The organism is Pseudomonas sp. RW407 (assembly GCF_003176655.1).
GTDB classification, from domain to species: Bacteria; Pseudomonadota; Gammaproteobacteria; order Pseudomonadales; family Pseudomonadaceae; genus Pseudomonas; species Pseudomonas delhiensis.
In genome coordinates this window covers 771549-792637 of record NZ_QGSL01000029.1, presented here as the reverse complement: position 1 = coordinate 792637, position 21089 = coordinate 771549, and the positions used below count along the sequence as shown (strand labels likewise).

The following is a 21089-nucleotide window of genomic DNA, read 5'->3' as shown; positions in this document are numbered from 1 at the left end:
CGCCTGACGCGGAGACATCCATGACCGAGGTCGACTTCCTGATCATCGGCGCCGGCATCGCCGGCGCCTCCACCGGCTACTTCCTCGCGCCCCACGGCAAGGTCGCCGTGCTCGAGCGCGAATCCCATGCCGGCTACCATTCCACCGGCCGCTCGGCGGCGCTGTACACCGTGGCCTACGGCACGCCCCAGGTGCGCGCGCTGACCGCCGCCAGCCGGGCCTTCTTCGACGCCCCGCCCGAGGGCTTCGCCGAGCACCCCATCCTCACCCCGCGCGGCGAGCTGACCGTGGACTTCGAAGGGGCCCCCGAGGAACTGCGACGCCAGTTCGACAGCGCCCGCGCCAGCGTGCCGGAGACGCGCCTGCTGGACGCCGACGAGGCCTGCGCCATGGTCCCGGTGCTGCGCCGCGAGAAGGTCCATGGCGCGATGTTCGACCCCACCGCCGCCGACATCGACACCGACGCCCTGCTGCAGGGCTACCTGCGGGGCATTCGCCGCAACGGCGGCAGCGTGCAGTTCGACAGCGAGGTACTCGCCGCGGCCTACGTCGACGGCCAGTGGGAGGTGCGCACGGCCCAGCAGAGCTACCGCGCGCCAGTGCTGGTCAACGCCGCCGGCGCCTGGTGCGACCGCCTGGCGGCACTCGCCGGGGTCGCCCCGCTGGGCCTGCAGCCCAAGCGCCGCGCGGCCTTCCTCTTCGCCCCGCCCGAAGGTGTGGACAGCCACGCCTGGCCGGTGCTGGTGAGCCTGGACGAATCCTTCTACTTCAAGCCCGACGCCGGCCTGCTGCTCGGCTCGCCGGCCAACGCCGACGCGGTGGAGCCCCACGACGTGCAGCCCGAGGAACTGGACATCGCCCTGGGCATCCACCGCATCGAGGAACACACAACGCTCAGCATCCGCCGACCCAGCCACACCTGGGCCGGGCTGCGCTCGTTCGTCGCCGACGGCGACCTGGTGTCCGGCTACGACCCGCAGGTGCCCGGCTTCTACTGGGTCACCGGCCAGGGCGGCTACGGCATCCAGACCTCGGCGGCCATGGGCCAGGCCAGCGCCGCGCTGATCCGTGCTGATGAGCTGCCCGAGGTGCTGGTGCGCCATGGGCTGAGTGCGGATGGGCTGGCTCCGGCGCGGCTCAAGCCGAGGTCAAGCGGCGGATAACCGCGAACGGTTATCCGCCCTACGCCACACCAGCCGCGGCATTCCCCTGCGCGCGATTCGCGGGCAGGGCCCGCTCCTACAGGTTGACGCCGAACTTCCCGCCCACGCCGAACGGCCCCCTCTCCCTTCAGGGAGAGGGCTGGGGAGAGGGGACGGAGTCAACCTGACACACAGCCGCCACCGGCAAGCACCATTCGCGAGCAAGCTCGCTCCTGCAGGTTGACGCCAGACTCCCCGCCGACGCCGGGCGGCCCCCTCTCCCTCTGGGAGAGGGCCGGGGTGAGGGAGCGGAGCCAGCCTGGCACACACAGCCGCCGGCAAGCACCGTACGCGGGCACGCGAAGACAGTCCCTTCCGCGTGGCCATGTCCGCGCACACCGGACGTTTCCCACCGTCCGGCGCGCCCATCCCGAATAGCCCGCCTGCGCGGTGGCCGGGAGAATGCGGGTCGGCCCATCCCGGGCCGATCCCTTTCCTGCTTGCGAGAAACAGCCATGAATGATCTGAAAGTACTCAACGAAAACGAAATCGACCAGGTAGCCGGCGGCTTCCTCTTCGGCATGCTGGGCGACCTGTTCGGCACTTCCGGCTCGCAGTCCGGCGGCCTGCTGGGCGGCGTGTTCAACGTGCTGCAGAACCTGCCGATCGTCGGTGGCCTGTTCGGCCTGGTCAACAGCATCTTCGGCGGCCTGTTCGGCGGCGGCTCCTCCAGCAACCCGCGCTGAACGCCAGGCGGCGGATAACGCCGCCGCACTCTCTTTCGCCCCGGGCGGACTACCCCCTACGAGGGATGCAAGTGCCCCGGCGCTGGCCTAGTCTGACTTGCAACGACAGCCATATGGAGGGACCGCCAGACGAGATGATCTGCCTTTCCAACCACGGTATCCAGCGCAGACATGCGCCCAGGCCCCAGCGAACCGCTCATTTCGCCGGGGCCTTTTCTTTGGGGGACGGAAAAGTACGACCGTAGGATGGGTTGAGCTTGCGATACCCATCTGGCCGGGGTGATGGGTATCGCTTCGCTCAACCCATCCTACGAAGAGGTCGTACCTTGGCTCAGCCGCCGCTGAGGTTCATGAAGCGCAGTACCTGTACCTCGCCGCCGGCGCTGAACTCATGGCGGGCAGGCTTGCGCTGCAGGGCGGCGTGCAGGGCGTCGAGGATCGGCCCATCGTGCAGCGGGTGGCGGCGCAGCAGACCGCGCAGGTCCAGGGAGTTCTCGTGGCCCAGGCACAGCAGCAGGCGACCCTCGGCGGTCAGACGCAGGCGGTTGCAGGTGGCGCAGAAGTTGTGCGAGTGCGGCGAGATGAAGCCGATGCGCGTGCGCGGGTGCTGCGCCAGGCGCACGTAGCGGGCCGGGCCGCCGCTGTGCTCGGCGCTGTCCAGCAGTTCGTGGCGTTCGGCGATCAGCGCGCGCACCTCGTCGCTGGAGCAGAAGCTCTCCTCGCGGTCGCGGCCGACCTGGCCCAGGGGCATTTCCTCGATGAAGCTGATGTCCAGTTCGTGGGCGATGGCGTAGTCCACCAGGGCCGGCACCTCGTCGGCGTTGCGGCCCTTCATCACCACGCAGTTGAGCTTGATGCCGGCGAAGCCCGCCGCCTGCGCCGCATCTATGCCGCGCAGCACCTGGTCGAGGCGGCCGGTGCGGGTGATGGCCTGGAAGCGCTGCGCGTCCAGGGTGTCGAGGCTGATGTTCAGGCGCGCCAGGCCCGCAGCGCGCAGGTCGCGGGCGTAGCGGCCGAGCTGCGAGCCGTTGCTGGTCATGCACAGCTCGCGCAGGCCCGGCAGCGCGGCCAGGCGTTCGCAGTGGCCGACGATGCCGGGGCGCACCAGCGGCTCGCCGCCGGTGAGGCGCAGCTTGCGCACGCCGCCGGCAACGAACAGCCGGGCCACGCGCTCGATCTCCTCCAGGGTCAGCACCTGCTGGCGCGGCAGGAAGCGCATGTTCTCGGCCATGCAGTAGACGCAGCGGAAGTCGCAGCGGTCGGTCACCGACAGGCGCAGGTAGTCGATCTTGCGGCCTTGGCCGTCGATCCAGTCGGGCATGTGGGTGCTCCGGTTGATGCTTTGGCGAAGGCGGATGATCCGGCCCTCTCCCCAACCCTCTCCCTGAAGGGAGAGGGGGCTGTCCAGTGCGGCGATAAACTCCGCCGCCTCACTGCACCAGCGGCGAATCCGCGCCCTCGAAGGCGAAGCCCTCGATGTGCGCCTCGCCGGCCAGCACGGCGATGTACTGGCTGACCGCGCGCTGCAGCACCTGGGCGCGCAGGTAGGCGGCGATGCGCGGGCGGGCCTCGGCGAAGGGCAGCGGCTCGCCGCCTTCGCGCGCCAGCAGTTCCACCACGTGCAGGCCGTAGCGGCTTTCCAGGGGCTGGGCCAGCAGGCCGGGGGTTTCGCGCAGCAGGCGCTTCTCGAACTCGGGCACGGTCTGGCCGGGCTCGATCCAGCCCAGGTCGCCGCCTTCGTCCTTCGACGGGCAGGCGGAGAAGCGCATGGCTTTCTCGGCGAAGCGCTCGGGGTGTTCGCGCAGCCCGGCCAGCAGCGCCAGCGCCTGTTCGCGGGCCTTGGCGCGGCCTTCCAGGTCGTCCGGGGCGCAGGCCAGCAGGACGTGGCGCAGGCTCATGCGCCAGGGGCTGGTCAGGCGGCCGGGGTTGGCCTCGTACCATTGCCGGCAGCTGGCTTCGTCGGCCTCGGGTGTGCCGACCTCACGGTCGACCAGGGCGCGGATGCGGGCTTCCTCGGGCGCCTCGCCCTCCTCCGCCTCGGCGCTCAGGCCCAGCGCGTCGGCACGCTGCAGCAGCAGCTGGCGCACCACCAGCGCGCGGCAGGCGCCCTGCAGCGCCTCGGCGTGGCTGGTGGCGGGGTGGTACTGGAGTTCGCGGGCCAGTTCGCTTTCGTCGATGGCGACGCCGTTGACCGCGAGCTTCGGCAGTTCGACGTGTTCGACACGGTTCTCGTAGTGGGAGCAACTCATCTGGATCACCTTCGGGGGCGGCGGATGACCGCGAACGGCCATCCGCCCTAAGGGTTGGCGCGGCGGTCAGGCCACGCGGCGCTTCTGGCGGACCACCTGGTAGCGGCGGCCCAGGTACCACACCGGGGCGCTGACGATGTGCACCAGGCGGGTGAAGGGGAACAGCACGAACAGCGTCAGGCCGAGCATCACGTGCAGCTTGTAGACCAGCGACACCGGGGCGATGGCCTCGGCCGCGGCCAGCGGCTGCAGGGTGACGACGGACTGCGCCCAGTCGGCCAGCATGACCATCACCGAGCCGTCCAGGTGGTGGGTGGAGGCGACTATGGTGGAAAGGCCGAGGATCAGCTGGGCGTAGAGCACCAGCAGGATCATCAGGTCCGAGGCATTGCCGGTGGCGCGCACCCGCGCGTCGGTCAGGCGGCGCAGGATCAGCCCGGTCAGGCCGATGAAGCAGAGCACGCCGAAGAAGCCGCCGGAGACCATCGCCAGCAGTTGCTTGTGCTCGGTGCTGATGAGGTGCTCGTAGACGGCGTGGGGGGTCAGCAGGCCGACGAAGTGGCCGGCGAGGATGAACAGCACGCCCACGTGGAACAGGTTGCTGTACACGCGCATGCCCTTCTTGCTCAGCATCTGGCTGGAGCCGGCCTTCCAGGTGTATTGCGAGAGGTCGAAGCGCGCCCAGCTGCCCACCAGGCAGATGAGCAGGGCGACGTAGGGGTAGACCCCGAACAGCAGGGTATTCAACGACATGATCAGGCTCCTTGGCTGGCCACCCGGCGCGGCGGCACCGGCTGGGCGACCCATTGCAGGGGTTGTTCGAGGGCGCTGGAGGGCTGCCGCGGGTTCGACGGGCAGCCGGCGGCGGGCTCACTGAAGCTCACCTGGGTTTCCTCCCAGGCCTTGTCCAGCGCCTCCAGGCTGTCGTCGCGAGCCTCCTGCTCGCAGTCGCGGTGCAGAGCGGCCAGGTCCGGGCGCTCGCCGGAAAGCTCCAGCAGGCCATGGAACACCGCCGCGTAGGCACTGCCGCGCTCGTCCAGGCGAGCCGCCAGCAGGGCGAGGATGTGCGCCACCTCGGCCAGGCCGGCGCGGGCCGCCGGCGCGTCCTGCAGGGCGAGGAACTCCAGGTACAGCGGCAGGTAGTCCGGCAGCTCGTTGACGTGGATGGCCAGGCCCGCGGCGTTGTAGCGGTGCAGCAGGTCGACCATGGCCTGGCCGCGGTCGCGGGACTCGCCGTGGACATGCTCGAAGAGCAGCAGCGAGACCGAGCGGCCGCGTTCGAACAGGCCGTCGTAGCACGCCTGCACGTCCAGCAGGTCGCCCTGGCAGAGTTCGTTGAGCAGCGCGGCGAGGCCGTCGCGCTGCGCCTCGGGCAGGTCGCAGGTGCGGATCAGCGCGTGCAGCGCCAGGTTTTCCTCGCGCACTTCCGGCCGCGGGTAGTCCAGCAGCAGTGCGCAGAGCTTGAGCAGTTGGCTATGGCTGTCCATGGTCGTCACTCCTGGATCTGTACGGTCTGGATGACGTCGCGGCGGTCCACCGGCTTGCCGCCGAACAGGTTCACGCCGGAGTTGCCCGAGCAGCCGCTGCCGAAGCTGAAGCCGCAGCCGCTGCGCTCGGCGAAGGCGTCGGAGAGCGCCTCCTCGCGGTGCGCGGTGGGGATGACGAAGCGGTCCTCGTAGTTGGCGATGGCCAGGTAGCGGTACATCTCTTCCACCTGCTGCACCGAGAGCCCGACCTTGGCCAGCACCTCCAGGTCCTGCCGGCCTTCCACGTGCTCGGCGCGCTTGTAGGCGCGCATCGCCAGCAGGCGCTTGAGGGCACGCAGCACCGGCGCGGTGTCGCCGGCGGTGAGCAGGTTGGCCAGGTACTGCACGGGGATGCGCAGGGACTCGACGTCCGGGATCACCCCGTCGCTGCCGATATGGCCCTCGGCGGCGGCGTTCTGGATCGGCGACAGCGGCGGCACGTACCAGACCATGGGCAGGGTGCGGTATTCCGGGTGCAGCGGCAGGGCCAGCTGCCAGTCCATGGCCAGCTTGTACACCGGCGACTTCTGCGCGGCCTCGATGACGCTGTCCGGCACCCCGTCCTTGCGGGCCTGGGCGATGATCTTCGGGTCGAAGGGGTCGAGGAAGATCTCCAGCTGCTTCTGGTACAGCTCGCGCTCGTCGGCGCAGCTGGCCACTTCATGGATGCGGTCGGCGTCGTAGAGCAGCACGCCCAGGTAGCGGATGCGGCCCACGCAGGTTTCCGAGCACACGGTCGGCTGGCCGGCCTCGATGCGCGGGTAGCAGAAGATGCACTTCTCGGACTTGCCGCTCTTCCAGTTGAAGTAGATCTTCTTGTACGGGCAGCCGCTGATGCACATGCGCCAGCCGCGGCACTTGTCCTGGTCGATCAGGACGATGCCGTCCTCCTCGCGCTTGTAGATCGCGCCACTCGGGCACGAAGCCACGCACGCCGGGTTCAGGCAGTGCTCGCACAGGCGCGGCAGGTACATCATGAAGGTGTTTTCGTACTCGCCGTAGATGTCCGCCTGGACCTGGTCGAAGTTCTTGTCGTGGCGGCGCTTGGCGAATTCGGTGCCGAGGATTTCCTCCCAGTTCGGGCCCCACTCGATCTTCTGCATGCGCTGCCCGCTGATCAGCGAGCGCGGCCGCGCCACCGGCTGGTGCTGCGCCTTGGGCGCGGTGTGCAGGTGCTGGTAGTCGAAGTCGAAGGGTTCGTAATAGTCGTCGATCTCCGGCAGGTCGGGGTTGGCGAAGATGTTCGCCAGCACCCGGAACTTGCCGCCGATGCGCGGGACGATGGAGCCGTCGGCGTTGCGCACCCAGCCGCCCTTCCACTTCTGCTGGTTCTCCCACTCCTTCGGGTAGCCGATGCCGGGCTTGGTCTCGACGTTGTTGAACCAGGCGTATTCCATGCCTTCGCGGCTGGTCCAGACGTTCTTGCAGGTGATGGAGCAGGTGTGGCAGCCGATGCATTTGTCGAGGTTCAGCACCATGCCGACTTGCGAACGAATTTTCATGGCGTCTCTCCTCAAATGTCCCGGGGCAGCGGCTGCGGCAGGGCGTCGCCGCCCAGGCCACCGTGTTCCGGCTCGTCGAGCCAGTCGACCTTGTTCATCTTGCGCACCACCACGAACTCGTCGCGGTTGCAGCCCACGGTGCCGTAGTAGTTGAAGCCCCAGGCCTGCTGGGCGTAGCCGCCGATCATGTGGGTGGGCTTGAGCACCACGCGGGTCACCGAGTTGTGGTGGCCGCCGCGGGTCTTGGTGGTCTCGCTGCCGGGCACGTTCACGATGCGTTCCTGGGCGTGGTACATCAGCACCATGCCGTCCTTCACCCGCTGGCTGACCACCGCGCGGCAGGTGGCGGCGCCGTTGGCGTTGAAGACTTCCACCCAGTCGTTGTCCTCGATGCCGGCGCGCTTGGCGTCATGCTCGCTGAGCCAGATGATCGGCCCACCACGGGATAGGGTGAGCATCAGCAGGTTGTCGCTGTAGGTGGAGTGGATGCCCCACTTCTGGTGCGGGGTGATCCAGTTCAGGGTGATCTCGGTGTTGCCGTTGGGCTTCTTGTTGAACAGCTTGTCGGTGCTGCGGGTGTTGACCGGCGGCCGGTAGCTGACGAAGCCCTCGCCGAAGGCCTGCATCCACGGGTGGTCCTGGTAGAACTGCTGGCGGCCGGTGATGGTGCGCCACGGGATCAGCTCGTGGACGTTGGTGTAGCAGGCGTTGTAGCTCACGTGCTCGTCTTCCAGGCCCGACCAGGTGGGGCTGGAGATGATCTTGCGCGGCTGCGCCTGGATGTCGCGGAAGCGGATTTTCTCCTCTTCCTTGGGCAGCGCCAGGTGCGCGTGCTCGCGGCCGGTGAACTTCGACAGCGCGTTCCACGCCTTGACCGCCACCTGGCCGTTGGTTTCCGGGGCCAGGGCGAGGATCACCTCGGCGGCGTCGATGGCGCTCTCGATGCGCGGCCGGCCCTGGCTGACGCCCGGCTCCAGCACGCGGTGGTTGAGCTCGCCGATCAGCTTCACTTCCTTCTCGGTGTTCCAGCCGATGCCCTTGCCACCGTTGCCTAGCTTGTCCAGCAGCGGGCCGAGGGAGGTGAACTTCCTGTAGGTGTTGGGGTAGTCGCGCTCCACCAGGTGCAGGGTGGGCATGGTGCGCCCCGGCAGCGGCTCGCACTCGCCTTTCTTCCAGTCAGTGCCGCCGAAGGGCTGGGCCAGTTCGTTGGCGGTGTCGTGCAGCAGCGGCACGGTGACCAGGTCCTTCTCCACGCCCAGGTGGCCGACCGAGACCTCGGAGAACTTCCTGGCGATGGCCTTGTAGATTTCCCAGTCGCTTTTCGCTTCCCAGGCCGGGTCGGTGGCGGCCGACAGCGGGTGGATGAAGGGGTGCATGTCGGAGGTGTTGAGGTCGTCCTTCTCGTACCAGGTGGCGGTGGGCAGGACGATGTCCGAGTACATGCAGGTGGAGGACATGCGGAAGTCCAGGGTGGTGACCAGGTCGAGCTTGCCCTCGGCGCCCTGCTCCACCCAGTCCACCTCGGTGGGGCGCGGGCCGCCGGCCTTGCCCAGGTCCTCGTTCATCACGCCGTTCTTGGCGCCCAGCAGGTACTTGAGCATGTACTCGTGGCCCTTGCCCGAGCTGCCCAGCAGGTTGGAGCGCCAGACGAACAGGTTGCGCGGGAAGTTCTGCGCATCGTCCGGCTTCTCGCTGGCGAAGCGCAGGGTGCCGGCCTTGAGTTCGCGCACCACGTAGTCCTGCACCGGCAGCCCGGCCTTCTCGGCGTCGGCGGCGATGCGCAGCGGGTTGCGGTCCAGCTGCGGCGCGGAGGGCAGCCAGCCCATGCGCTCGGCGCGGATGTTGTAGTCCACGGCGTGCTCGGGGAACTGCTTGCTGTCGGCCAGGGGCGAGAGCACCTCGTGCATCGACAGCTTTTCATGCCGCCACTGCGAGCTGTGCAGGTAGAAGAAGCTGGTGCCGTTCATCTGCCGCGGCGGGCGGCTCCAGTCGGTGCCGAAGGCCAGGGGCACCCAGCCGGTCTGCGGGCGCAGCTTCTCCTGGCCGACGTAGTGGGCCCAGCCGCCGCCGCTCTGGCCGATGCAGCCGCACATCATCAGCATGTTGATGACCGCGCGGTAGTTCATGTCCATGTGGTACCAGTGGTTCATCGCCGCGCCGATGATCACCATGGCCTTGCCGTGGGTCTTGTCGGCGCTGTCGGCGAACTCGCGGGCCACCTGGATGGCGCGGGCGGCCGGCACGCCGGTGATGCGTTCCTGCCAGGCCGGGGTGTAGGGGGTGTCGGCGTCGTCGAAGCCGCGGGCCACGTTGGCCCCGCCCAGGCCGCGGTCGACGCTGTAGTTGGCCATCTGCAGGTCGTAGACGGTCGCCACGCGCAGGGTCTTGCCGTCGGCGCCCTGGATGTCGCGGAAGGGCACGCGGCGCAGCAGCACCTCGTCGTTGTCCACGCCCTTGAAGTGCGGGTGCAGCTGGCCGGCGAAGTACGGGAAGCCCACCTCGCAGGCGTGTTCCGGGCCGTCGATCAGGCTCAGGCTCAGGCGCGTCTCGCGGCCCTCGCCGCCCTCCTTCTCCTCGATGTTCCACTTGCCCGACTCGCCCCAGCGGTAGCCGATGGAACCGGTGGGCGAGACCAGCTGGCCGCTGCTTTCATCGAAGGCGATGGTCTTCCACTCGGGGTTGTTGTCCTGGCCCAGCCGGCCGTCGAGGTCGGCGGCGCGCAGGTAGCGGGTCGGCTTGAAGGCGCCCTCGCCGTGCGGCTCCAGCAGCACCAGCATGGGCATGTCGGTGTACTGCCGGCAGTAGTCGACGAAGTAGGCGCGCGGCTTGTCGAGGTGGAATTCCCTGAGGATGACGTGGCCGAAGGCCATGCCCAGGGCGGCGTCGGTGCCCTGCTTGGGGTTGAGCCAGAGGTCGGTGAGCTTGGCCACCTCGGAGTAGTCCGGGGTGACGGCCACGGTCTTGGTGCCCTTGTAGCGCACCTCGGTGAAGAAGTGCGCATCCGGGGTGCGCGTCTGCGGGACGTTGGAGCCCCAGGCGATGATGTAGCTGGAGTTGTACCAGTCGGCCGACTCCGGCACGTCGGTCTGCTCGCCCCATATTTGTGGCGACGCGGGAGGAAGGTCGCAGTACCAGTCGTAGAAGGACAGGCACACCCCGCCGATCAGCGACAGGTAGCGGGCGCCGGCGGCGTAGCTGACCATGGACATGGCCGGGATCGGCGAGAAGCCGATGACGCGGTCGGGGCCGTAGGTCTTCACCGTGTAGACGTTGGCCGCGGCGATGATCTCGGTGACCTCGTCCCAGCTGGAGCGCACGAAGCCGCCCAGGCCGCGCTCGCTCTTGTAGCTCTTCGCCTTGGCGGCGTCCTCGACGATGCTGGCCCAGGCGTCCACCGCGTCCTTGTGCGCGGCGCGCGCCTCGCGCCACAGCTTGAGCAGCGGCTTGCGCACCTTGGGGTACTTCAGGCGGTTGGCGCTGTAGATGTACCAGGAGTAGCTGGCCCCGCGCGGGCAGCCGCGCGGCTCGTGGTTGGGCAGGTCCGGGCGGGTGCGCGGGTAGTCGGTCTGCTGGGTCTCCCAGGTGATCAGGCCGTTCTTCACGTAGATCTTCCAGGAGCAGGAGCCGGTGCAGTTCACCCCGTGGGTGGAACGCACGATCTTGTCGTGCTGCCAGCGCTGGCGGTAGCCGTTCTCCCAGGCGCGGCTCTCGTTGGAGACCTCGCCATGGCCGTCGGCGAATTCGCCCTGTTTCTTCTTGAAGAACTGCAGGCGGTCGAGCAGGTAACTCATCTGTATCTCCTCACCCGGTCTACGCCGGGCGTTCAAACGCTAATCAGGCTCGCGAAACGGGTCTCAACAAGGGCTCTCGGCGCCCTTGCGCGCATACCACCACCAGGTCGCGACTATGCAGCTGAGGTAGTAGGCGACGAAGACGTAGAGGGCGCCCTCGGCGCTGCCGGTCATGTGCAGCGAGGTGCCGAAGGCCTTGGGAATGAAGAAGCCGCCGAAGGCGCCGATGGCGGCGGAGAAGCCGATCACCGCGGCCGACTCCATGCTCGCGCCCCTGGCCGCCTCGGCCTCGCTGTAGCCACCGCGCTTGAAGCGCGCGGCCCACTCGTTGCGGAAGATCACCGGGATCATGCGGAAGGTGGAGCCGTTGCCGATGCCGGCGAAGAAGAACAGGCCGATGAAGGCGCCGAGGAAGCCGAAGAAGCTGCCCGCGCCGCCCTCGCCGGGCAGGAAGGCGATCACCGCGAACACCCCGGCGATCATCGCCGCGTAGTTCCACAGGGTGATGCGCGCGCCGCCGAACTTGTCCGCCAGCCAGCCGCCCAGGGGCCGGCTCAGGGCGCCCACCAGCGGGCCGAGGAAGGCGTACTGCAGCGGGTTGATGTCCGGGAACTGGGTCTTGCTGAGCATGGCGAAGCCGGCCGAGAAGCCGATGAAGCTGCCGAAGGTGGCCACGTACAGCCAGCACATCAGCCAGTTGTGCTTGCGCTTGAAGATCACCGACTGCTCGCGGAACGAGGCCTTGGCGTCGGCGATGTCGTTCATCCCGAACCAGGCGGCGATGGCCACCACGGCGATGAACGGCACCCAGATCCAGCCGGCGTTCTGCAGCCACAGGCGGCCGCCGTCGGAGAGCGGCTGCGGCTCGCCGCCGAAGCTGCCGAACAGCCCGCCGGCCACCGCCAGGGGCACGGCGAACTGCATCACCGAGACGCCCAGGTTGCCCAGCCCGGCGTTCAGGCCCAGGGCCGTGCCCTGCTGGCTCTTGGGATAGAAGAAGCTGATGTTGGACATGCTGGAGGCGAAGTTGCCGCCGCCGAAGCCGCACAGCAGCGCGATGGTGGCGAACACCCAGTAGGGCGTCTGCGCATCCTGCACGGCGAAGCCCAGCCAGATGCACGGGATCAGCAGCGAGGCGGTGGACAGCGCGGTCCAGCGGCGGCCGCCGAACACCGGCACCATGAAGGAGTAGAACACCCGCAGGGTGGCGCCGGAGATCGACGGCAGCGCGGCCAGCAGGAACAACTGGTCGTTGCTGAAGGCGAAGCCCACGGCGTTCAGGCGCACGGTGACGGTGCTCCAGATCATCCACACGGAGAAGGCCAGCAGCAGCGCGGGGATGGAAATCCACAGGTTGCGCGTGGCGATGCGCTTGCCGGACTGCGCCCAGAACTGCGAGTCCTCGGGGCGCCAGTCGACCAGCAAGGGCCCCCGCGCGGCTTTGAGTTGGGAATTGGCGATCATGCCCATGTCGGCACTCCGTCAGGATTGGCTGGAAGTCAGAGGGGAAAGGTCGACGTCGGCCGCCTGGGCCTGGCCGTCGAGGCGGCGCTGCTGCTTGATCGCGTAGTGCATCCAGACCATGCAGACGATGGTCAGGCCGAACAGCAGCATGAAGCAGGAGGAACGCACGCCGATGTGGTCGGCGGCGTAGCCGAACAGGATGGGCAGGCAGAAGCCGCCGAGGCCGCCGATGACGCCGACCATGCCGCCGACGGTGCCCATGTTCTGCGGGTAGTAGTCGTGGATGATGCGGTACACGCTGGCCTTGCCGAAGCCCTGGGCGATGCCCACCACGAACACCAGGAAGGTGAACAGCCAGACGTTCAGGCCGATGCCCAGGCTCAGGTCGCCGTTGATGCCGTGGACGGTCATGGTGGTCTGCGGGTAGGAGAGGAAGAACAGGCACACCAGGCACACCCAGAACACGCCCCAGTTCACCGCGCGGGCGCCGTAGCTGTCGCTGAACCAGCCGCCCAGGGCGCGGATCAGGCCCGACGGCAGGGTGAACAGCATGGTGATGAAGGACGCGGTCTTCAGGTCCAGGCCGTACTCGGCGATGTAGTACTTGGGCAGCCACAGGGCCAGGGCGACGAAGCCGCCGAAGACGAAGAAGTAGTACAGGCCGAAGCGCCACACCCGCAGCTCGGCCAGCGGCGCCAGCTGCTGGGCCAGGCTCGGCCGCGCGCGGGCGGGGTCGGCGTCGCCGCCCCTGGCGTGGGCCGGGTCGTTCCAGGTGCAGCACCAGAACAGCACCGCGGTCACCAGCATGGCCACCGAGTACACCTGCGGCACCATGCGCCAGCCGAAGGCGACCACGATCAGCGGCGCCACCAGGTTGGTGATGGCGGCGCCCGCGTTGCCGGCGCCGAAGATGCCCATGGCGGTGCCCTGGCGCTCCTTCTCGAACCAGGCCGAGGTGTAGGCGATGCCCACCGCGAAGGAGCCGCCGGCCAGGCCGACGAACAGGCCCAGCACCAGGTACTGCCAGTACTGGTCGGCGAAGGCCAGGCCGTAGATGGGGATGGCCACCAGCAGCATGTGGATGAAGAACACGATACGCCCGCCGAAGCGGTCGGTGATCAGCCCCAGGGGCAGGCGCACCAGCGAACCGGTGAGGATCGGCAGCGCCACCAGCAGGCCGAACTGCGCCTCGGACAGGCCCAGCTCCGCCTTGATGCGGATACCGATGATCGAGAACATCGTCCAGACCGCGAAATTCACGGCGAACGCCAGTGTGCTCATGCCGAGTACGGAGTACTGTTTCTGTCGATGCGAAGCCATGGCCACCACTCATTTGCCGATGCCGTTGGCCGCACGTTAGGCAGAGCCCATTTCGCTTCCGTTGATCGCGATCAATGGCCCCGAGGGCGTTTCATGGGCAGATGTGCGCCGCTACCTCCAAGGGGGTATCGCTGAAAAATACGCACATCACCTTGATTTCAAAGGCATTTTTAATGGAAACAGGTACGCGCTCGACACCTGAACCAGCCGACCGGCTCTTTGGAGGTACGGCCCCCGCCGGCCGCCAGACCCTGCGCCGGTCCATCGTCCTGCGCTTCGGCTGCTACCTCACCCTGCTGGTCTCCCTGGCCCTGGCGGGCATGTTCAGCGCCCTGCTGTTCGCCGACTACTCGCACCAGGACGCGGCGGTGATCAACCAGGCCGGCTCGCTGCGCATGCTCAGCTACCGCATGGCCCTGGAGCCGTCGGCCGAAGGCCGCCAGGCGCTGCGCCGCACCCTCGGCGAACGCCTGGAAAGCAGCGAGATCGGGCGCCTGCTGCAACGCGCCGACAGCGACGACCCGCTGCGCCACCAGCACCAGTTGCTGCGCCAGGAACTGGCCGGCCTGGACGTCGCCCAGACCCCGGCCGTGGCGACCCTGGACACCCTGGTCGGGCACATCGACGCCTTCGTCGGCACCCTGCAGCGCAACGCCGAGCAGCGCTCGCAGATGCTCAGCACGGTGCAGGGCCTGTGCCTGTTCCTCAGCCTGCTGGTGGTGTTCGTCAGCCTCTACGACCTCAGCTACCACGTGGTCGGCCCCCTGCGCGAGCTGACGCAGACCGCCCGCCGCCTGGGCCGCGGCCAGCTGGAAGCGCGCGTCAGCTACAGCGGCGAGGACGAGCTGAGCCAGCTGGGCGAACGCTTCAACCAGATGGCCGAGGAACTGCAGGGCATCTACGGCGAGCTGGAGGCGCGGGTGGCGGACAAGACCCGCGCCCTCTCCCACAGCCATCAGCGCCTGGAGCTGCTCTACGCCAGCGCCCGCCGCCTCGGCCAGGACCCGTACGACGAACGCAGCCTGCGGCCGCTGCTGGGGCAGCTGGAGCAGGTGCTGCAGGCCGGCAAGGTGACCCTCTGCCTGAACAAGGACGGCGTCGAGCGCGCCTACAACTCGCTGACCGCCAGTGGCGCCATCGCCGACTTCTGCCTGCAGGGCGACTGCGGCACCTGCCGCACGCGGGCCGACACCTGCGGCCAGGGCGGCGGCCTGCAACCGCTGCTGATGTTCCCCCTGGCCAGCGGCGAGCACCGCTTCGGCGAGCTGTTCGTGGAAACCACCGGGCGCCTGGAAGACTGGCAGGCGCAGTGCATCGAGGCCTTCTGCGACAACATCGCGCGGACCTTCGCCCTGGCCCTGCAGCAGGAACAGGAAAGCCGCCTGGCGCTGTTCGCCGAGCGCAGCACCATCGCCCGCGAACTGCACGACTCGCTGGCGCAGTCGCTGTCCTACCTGAAGATCCAGGTCAGCCGCCTGGGCACCCTGCTCAAGCGCGAGGCGCCGGCGCAGAAGATCGACGAGACACTGGACGAGCTGCGCGAGGGCCTCAACAGCGCCTACCGCCAGTTGCGCGAGCTGCTCACCACCTTCCGCCTCAGCCTGGAGCGCTCCAGCCTGGCGGTGGCGCTGGAGGACACGGTGAGCGAGTTCGCCGAGCGTGGCGAACTGACCATCGAGCTGGACAACCGCCTGGCGCACATCCCGCTCAACCCCAACGATGAGATCCACCTGCTGCAGATCGTCCGCGAGGCGCTGTCCAACGTGGTCCGTCACGCCCATGCCGACTGCGCGCGGGTGGTGCTGGCCGAGCGCGACGACGGCCAGGTGCTGGTCAGCATCGAGGACGACGGCGTGGGCCTTGACCCAACGCAGAACCGCAGCGGCCACTACGGGCTTAGTATCATGCGCGAGCGCAGCCAGACCCTCGGCGCCGAACTGCGCATCGCCCCGCGCGAGCCGCGCGGCACCTGCGTCAGCCTGAGCTTCCAGCCGCAACCCCTGTCCCACCGCCAGCGCGAGGAGTCCGCCCCATGACCGCCAGCCCCACCGACGATCGAGCCCGCATCCTGCTGGTGGACGACCACCCGATGATGCGCCGCGGGGTGATCCAGCTGCTGGAGTTCGAGGACGACCTGTGCGTGGTCGGCGAGGCCGGCAGCGGCGAGGAAGCCCTGCAGCTGGCCGCCGAGCTGGACCCGGACATGATCCTGCTGGACCTGAACATGAAGGGCATGAACGGCCTGGAAACCCTGCGCGCCCTGCGCGAGCGGGGGGTGGACGCGCGCATCGTGGTGTTCACCGTGTCCGACGACCGCGGCGACGTGATCAGCGTGCTGCGCGCCGGCGCCGACGGCTACCTGCTCAAGGACATGGAGCCCGAGCGCCTGCTGGAGCACATCCGCCAGGCCGCCACCGGCCAGCTCAGCATCAGCCCGCAGCTGGCCCAGGTGCTGGCCCAGGCCCTGCGCGGCGGCGACGAGCAGCCCAAGCGCCTGGAGGACCTGACCGACCGCGAGCGGCAGATCCTGCGCCAGCTGGCCCAGGGCTTCAGCAACAAGATGATCGCCCGCAAGCTGGACATCACCGAAGGCACGGTGAAGGTCCACGTCAAGCGCGTGCTGCACAAGCTGGGCATGCGCTCGCGGGTGGAAGCGGCGGTCTGGGCGGTGGAGAACCGGCTGGGTTGAGGCACGCCCCCACGCCCGGCCAACGGCGGATAACCGCGAACGGTTATTCGCCCTACGCCATTCCCGTAGGGCGCATAACGCCTACGGCGTTATCCGCCGTTGCCCCCGCGACAGGTTGCCCATACGCCGTGCCCTTGTAGGAGCGCGCCCTGCGCGCGAATCGCGGGCAGGGCCCGCTCCTACGAATGTGCCTCCCTGGAACCGTAGGAGCGGACTTTGTCCGCGGTTGGATTCACCGGCCACGCCGGACCGGCCAACGGCGGATAACCGCGAACGGTTATTCGCCCTACGCCATCCCGTAGGGCGGATAACGCCTACGGCGTTATCCGCCGTTGCCCCCGCGACACGCCGCGCCCTTGTAGGAGCGCGCCCTGCGCGCGAATCGCGGGCAGGGCCCGCTCCTACGAATGTGCCTCCCTGGAACCGTAGGAGCGGACCTTGTCCGCGATTGGATTCACCGGCCACGCCGGACCGGCCAACGGCGGATAGCCGCGAACGGTTATTCGCCCTACGCCATCCCGTAGGGCGCATAACGCCTACGGCGTTATCCGCCGTTGCCCCCGCGACAGGTTGCCCATACGCCGTGCCCTTGTAGGATCGCGCCCTGCGCGCGAATCGCGGGCAGGGCCCGCTCCTACGAATGTGCCTCCCTGGAACCGTAGGACCTTGTCCGCGATTGGATTCACCGGCCACGCCGGACCGGCCAACGGCGGATAACCGCGAACGGTTATTCGCCCCACGCCATCCCGTAGGGCGCAGAACGCCTACGGCGTTATCCGCCGTTGCCCCCGCGACAGGTTGCCCATACGCCGTGCCCTTGTAGGAGCGCGCCCTGCGCGCGAATCGCGGGCAGAGCCCGCTCCTACATCACCAGTTGGCGGCGCTCCTACAGAAAACCCTTATACCTCCACGGGAGTAGCCGTCAGCACGAATTGACGCAGGTCATGTCGCCGCGCCTGGCCGCCGCCCGACACTGCGCATTCATCGCGCGGAGGTCGCCATGCACCCGAAGTCCCAGTTGCCCCTCGTGTATTCCTGTTCCGGCTGTTCCAACCTGGCCCAGCTGGCCAACGACCTGGCCCTGCGCCTGGACCGTGACGGCCTGGCCGAGATGTCCTGCATCGCCGGCGTCGGCGGCGACGTGCCGCCGCTGGTGAAGAAGGCCTGCTCCGGCCGGCCGATCCTCGCCCTGGACGGCTGCCACCTGCACTGCGTGCGCGGCTGCCTGGCGCGCCATGGGGTGATCCCGGCGCACGCGCTCACCCTCACCGAGTACGGGCTGCGCAAACGCTACGGCGAAAGCAGTTCGCTCGACGATTTCGAAATGCTCTACGAGGAACTGCAGTTCCTCCTGCTCAGTAGCGCCTGAGCGCCGCCTCAGGCCTGCTGCGCCTGCACGCTGCGCGCGGCGCGCTGCAGGCCGTTCCACAGCCAGGCTGGGAGGCTCTCGGGGTCTAGGCTGTCGATCAGGTTCTTCAGCGCCAGCCCCAGTTCGGTGTCGCCCTCGATCACCAGGCGGCGGCGGAAGAACAGGGTGTCGGGGTCCTCCTGGCGCCCGGCCAGCAACAGGAAATCACGCCAGCCGCCGCGGATGGTCACGCTGGGCACGGGGCCTTCCGCCAGTTGCAGGCCGTCGCGGCCGCGGGTGAGGTTCCAGCCCAGGCCCAGGTCGCTGACTTCCAGGCGTAGCCAATGGCCTTCGAGCAGGTCGAAGTCGCCGGCCGCCAGCGGCGCGGCGAACAGGCGGTTGGCGGCGCGTTGCAGCACCGCCCGCTGCAGCGGCGCAGGCACCCGCGCGGCCAGCGGCAGCAGGCGTTCGGCGGCGCGCAGGGCGCCGGTTTCGAGATTCAGCACAGGTTCACCTCATCGCTGCGCAGCATGCCGGGGCGGCCATGCCAGTAGCCGTTGCAACCTTCCACCGCCAGCGGCGGCGCGGCGCCACGGCGCACCTGGTCGAAGGCCTGGATGACCTCCACCATGCCCTGCGCCCGCGGGCTCAGGCGCAGCATGTCGGTGCCGCAGTCGCACAGCGAAGCATAGTCGGCCAGCAGGTTGCCCGGCTCGCCGGACATCGTCTGGATGCCGTTGAGGGTGAACAGCGGCGCGCCTTCCTGGCTGAGCATCGACATCCCCTCCGGGTAGTTCTGGCAACAGAACTGGCAGTCGTCCTTGGGCCGGTTCTCCGCACGGGCGGTGAAGCAGCGCGCGGAGTACGCCAGGGGCAGGTGGCCGTAGGCGAACACCTCGGTTTCCAGGTCCTCCAGGCCCAGCTCCCGGGCCTGTTCCAGCACCGCCAGCACCTGCTCGCCGGAGCATTCCACCGGCGGCACCCAGCGGCGCAGGCCGCAGCCGTGCAGCTCGGCCAGGGCGTGGCCGTTGTACAGGTTCAGCGCCGGGCCGCCGACGAATTCCACGCCCAGGCCATGCAGTATCTGCACCGCGCCCATGTCGTTGGCCTCCACCCGCAGCTCGCCGTTGGCGCACAGCCGGCGCAGCGACGACAGCTCGGAGGACGCCTCGATCAGCGCCAGCCCGGAGAGGAGGATTTCCGCCCCGCTCTGCTGCGCCAGCTCGCGGCCCAGGCCCAGCCAGTCGTCCAGCGACAGGGCGCGGCGCTTGGAGCACACGGTCTCGCCGATATAGATGGCGTCCAGCGGCTGTTCGGCCATCTGCGCGTAGAAGTCCAGGAGTGTCCGGCGGTCCCAGTAGAACAGCACCGGCCCCAGGCTGAGTTTCATCAGGCGTTACCTCACTGCCAGGAACGATGGTAGGCGCCCAGGGTGGTCTGGTGCCCTTCGGAAAGTTTCTCCAGCGCAGCCTGCCACTGCGCCTGCGGCTGGTAGCGCTCCGGCGCGCGGCGCCAGCTGTCCAGGGCCTGGCGCCAGACGCGGGTGACCTGCTCGACGTAGGCCGGGCTGCGCTGGCGGCCCTCGATCTTCACCGCCGCCACGCCGATCTGCGCCAGCTGCGGGATCAGGTCGATGGTGTTGAGGCTGGTGGGCTCTTCCAGGGCGTGGAAGCGCTGGCCGTCGACCACGAAGCGGCCCTTGCACAGGGTCGGGTAGCCGGCCGGCTCGCCCGGCGCGTAGCGGTCGATCAGCACGTCGTTCAGGCGCGAGGTCAGCCCCTCGGGCTCCTCGCTCCAGCGCACCGCCTTGGCCGGCGAGCAAACGCCGCAGAGGTTGGGAGACTCGCCGGTGACGTAGGACGACAGGTGGCAGCGGCCCTCGGCCATGATGCACAGGCTGCCGAAGGCGAAGACTTCCACCGGCACCGGGCTGTTCGCCGCCACCTGGCGCACCTGGGCCAGCGACAGCACCCGCGGCAGCACCGCGCGGCGGATGCCGTAGCGCTCATGGTAGAAGGCCAGCGCCGCGACGTTGGTCGCCGAACCCTGCACCGACAGGTGCAGGGCGAGTTGCGGATGGCGCCGCGCGGCATAGCCGAGCACCGCGCAGTCGGCGGCGATCAGCGCGTCCACGCCCAGCTCGGCGGCGTGGTCCACGGCGCGCTGCCAGCGCGGCCAGCCGGCGGCGCCGGGGTAGGTGTTGACCGCCAGGTAGAGCTGCCGGCCGGCCGCACGGATCAGTTGCAGGCCCTCCTGCAGTTGCCGGTCGTCGAGGTTCAGCCCGGCGAAGTGGCGGGCGTTGGTGTCGTCGCGGAATCCCACGTAGATGGCGTCGGCGCCTTCGCGCAGCGCCGACTTGAGGGCGGGCAGGCTGCCCGCCGGACATACCAGTTGCATGCTTCCCCCTTGCATGGAACGGCCGCCGCGCCTCGGCGAGGCCGGCGGCCAGGGCTGACGTCAGCTGTACAGTTCGCTGAACGGCAGGTAAGCCACGGGCTCGCCGGCGGCGAGGGTACGCCCCGCCTCCACCACCGCCAGGCCGTCGGCCCAGCTGGCGGCCAGCAGCATGGCCGAGCCCTGCTGCGGGTGGATTTCCACCCGGCTGGCGCCGCTGGCGTCGGTGGCCAGGCGCGCCCGCAGGTACTGGCGGCGCTTGTTCGGCTGCGGCCAGGCGAAGCCCGCCGGCAGGTTCAGCGGCGTCACCGCGGTCTCGGCCAGCCCCTGGGCCCTGCGCAGAAAGGGCCGCGCCGCCACCAGGGCGGTGACCAGCGCCGCCGCCGGGTTGCCCGGCAGGCCGAGCCAGGGCTTGCCGGCCACGCTGCCGAAGGCCAGCGGCTTGCCCGGCTGCATCGCCAGGCGCCACAGGTGCAACTCGCCGAGGGCGCCGACCGCCTGCTTGAGGTGGTCGCGCTCGCCCACCGAGACGCCGCCGCTGCTGATCAGCACGTCGCACTCGGCGGCGGCCAGCTCCAGGGCGTCGCGGCTGGCGGCCAGGGTGTCGACCAGCACTTCGTATTCCTGTACGTCCAGGCCCCACTGGCGCAGCAGGGCGCCGAGGCTGAAGCGGTTGGCGTTGTAGATCTGCCCCGGCGCCAGCGCCTGGCCCGGCTCGCGCAGCTCGTCGCCGCTGCTCAGCAGGCAGACGCGCAGGCGCCGGTACACCGGCACCCAGGCCAGGCCCACGGCGGCCAGCAGGCCCAGCTCCTGGGGCCGCAGGCGGCACCCGGCGCGCAACAGCGGCGCGCCCTGGCGCAGTTCCTCGCCACGGCGGCGCACGTGGCTGCCCGCCGTCACCGGCGGCAGCCACACGCG

17 protein-coding genes are annotated in these 21089 nt (G+C 69.1%); 5 read left to right on the top strand and 12 right to left on the bottom strand.

Annotated features, from left to right (window positions below; translation table 11 throughout):
* Window positions 1-20: 20 nt before the first annotated feature.
* Entirely contained in the window at window positions 21-1163 is a 1143-nt protein-coding gene (locus DK254_RS04405) for an FAD-binding oxidoreductase (protein ID WP_109932998.1), read from the top strand.
* Between the two features lie 494 nt (window positions 1164-1657).
* A complete protein-coding gene (locus tag DK254_RS04400) occupies window positions 1658-1888 on the top strand; it encodes a hypothetical protein (protein ID WP_009616111.1) in 231 nt (76 codons plus the stop codon).
* A 331-nt stretch (window positions 1889-2219) separates the two neighbouring features.
* Here DK254_RS04400 and moaA read toward each other — a convergent pair whose 3' ends face one another.
* The 8 genes from moaA to DK254_RS04360 all read right to left on the bottom strand — a co-directional run bounded on the left by moaA (window position 2220) and on the right by DK254_RS04360 (window position 13740).
* Window positions 2220-3209 carry a GTP 3',8-cyclase MoaA gene (gene moaA, locus DK254_RS04395; RefSeq protein WP_109932521.1) on the bottom strand — a complete coding sequence of 330 codons (990 nt, stop codon included), beginning with the start codon at window positions 3207-3209 and terminating at the stop codon, window positions 2220-2222.
* 109 nt (window positions 3210-3318) lie between these two features.
* A complete protein-coding gene (locus DK254_RS04390; protein WP_109932519.1) occupies window positions 3319-4137 on the bottom strand; it encodes a peptidylprolyl isomerase in 819 nt (272 codons plus the stop codon).
* 66 nt (window positions 4138-4203) lie between these two features.
* Window positions 4204-4890, bottom strand: coding sequence for a respiratory nitrate reductase subunit gamma (narI, locus tag DK254_RS04385; RefSeq protein ID WP_109932517.1), 687 nt, complete (start codon window positions 4888-4890; stop codon window positions 4204-4206).
* A gap of 2 nt (window positions 4891-4892) precedes the next feature.
* A complete protein-coding gene (gene narJ, locus DK254_RS04380; RefSeq protein WP_109932515.1) occupies window positions 4893-5624 on the bottom strand; it encodes a nitrate reductase molybdenum cofactor assembly chaperone in 732 nt (243 codons plus the stop codon).
* 5 nt (window positions 5625-5629) lie between these two features.
* Entirely contained in the window at window positions 5630-7165 is a 1536-nt protein-coding gene (gene narH, locus DK254_RS04375) for a nitrate reductase subunit beta (protein WP_089389556.1), read from the bottom strand.
* An 11-nt stretch (window positions 7166-7176) separates the two neighbouring features.
* The gene (locus DK254_RS04370; protein ID WP_109932513.1) at window positions 7177-10956 is read right to left on the bottom strand and encodes a nitrate reductase subunit alpha; all 3780 of its coding nucleotides are present in this window, start codon (window positions 10954-10956) and stop codon (window positions 7177-7179) included.
* Window positions 10957-11019: 63 nt separating this feature from the next.
* A complete protein-coding gene (locus DK254_RS04365) occupies window positions 11020-12426 on the bottom strand; it encodes a NarK family nitrate/nitrite MFS transporter (RefSeq protein ID WP_109932511.1) in 1407 nt (468 codons plus the stop codon).
* Between the two features lie 12 nt (window positions 12427-12438).
* A complete protein-coding gene (locus DK254_RS04360) occupies window positions 12439-13740 on the bottom strand; it encodes a NarK/NasA family nitrate transporter (protein ID WP_109932509.1) in 1302 nt (433 codons plus the stop codon).
* A 173-nt stretch (window positions 13741-13913) separates the two neighbouring features.
* Between DK254_RS04360 and DK254_RS04355 the strand changes: the two genes are divergently transcribed.
* The 3 genes from DK254_RS04355 to DK254_RS04345 all read left to right on the top strand — a co-directional run bounded on the left by DK254_RS04355 (window position 13914) and on the right by DK254_RS04345 (window position 17798).
* Entirely contained in the window at window positions 13914-15776 is a 1863-nt protein-coding gene (locus DK254_RS04355; protein ID WP_109932507.1) for a histidine kinase, read from the top strand.
* A complete protein-coding gene (gene narL, locus DK254_RS04350) occupies window positions 15773-16429 on the top strand; it encodes a two-component system response regulator NarL (RefSeq protein ID WP_109932505.1) in 657 nt (218 codons plus the stop codon). Before DK254_RS04355 ends, narL begins: the two co-directional genes overlap by 4 nt.
* 1000 nt (window positions 16430-17429) lie before the next feature.
* Window positions 17430-17798: a putative zinc-binding protein gene (locus DK254_RS04345; RefSeq protein ID WP_074984560.1), complete on the top strand. Its 369-nt coding sequence runs from the start codon at window positions 17430-17432 to the stop codon at window positions 17796-17798.
* 8 nt (window positions 17799-17806) lie between these two features.
* Here DK254_RS04345 and DK254_RS04340 read toward each other — a convergent pair whose 3' ends face one another.
* The 4 genes from DK254_RS04340 to DK254_RS04325 form a co-directional block, all read right to left on the bottom strand.
* Entirely contained in the window at window positions 17807-18283 is a 477-nt protein-coding gene (locus DK254_RS04340; RefSeq protein WP_109932503.1) for an SCP2 domain-containing protein, read from the bottom strand.
* The gene (locus DK254_RS04335; protein ID WP_109932501.1) at window positions 18277-19167 is read right to left on the bottom strand and encodes a U32 family peptidase; all 891 of its coding nucleotides are present in this window, start codon (window positions 19165-19167) and stop codon (window positions 18277-18279) included. The genes DK254_RS04340 and DK254_RS04335 overlap by 7 nt, the downstream gene beginning before the upstream one ends.
* Window positions 19168-19178: 11 nt before the next feature.
* The gene (locus tag DK254_RS04330) at window positions 19179-20174 is read right to left on the bottom strand and encodes a peptidase U32 family protein (RefSeq protein WP_109932499.1); all 996 of its coding nucleotides are present in this window, start codon (window positions 20172-20174) and stop codon (window positions 19179-19181) included.
* A 60-nt stretch (window positions 20175-20234) separates the two neighbouring features.
* A partial coding sequence (locus DK254_RS04325; RefSeq protein WP_256595796.1) for a molybdopterin molybdotransferase MoeA occupies window positions 20235-21089 on the bottom strand: 855 nt, incomplete at its 5' end.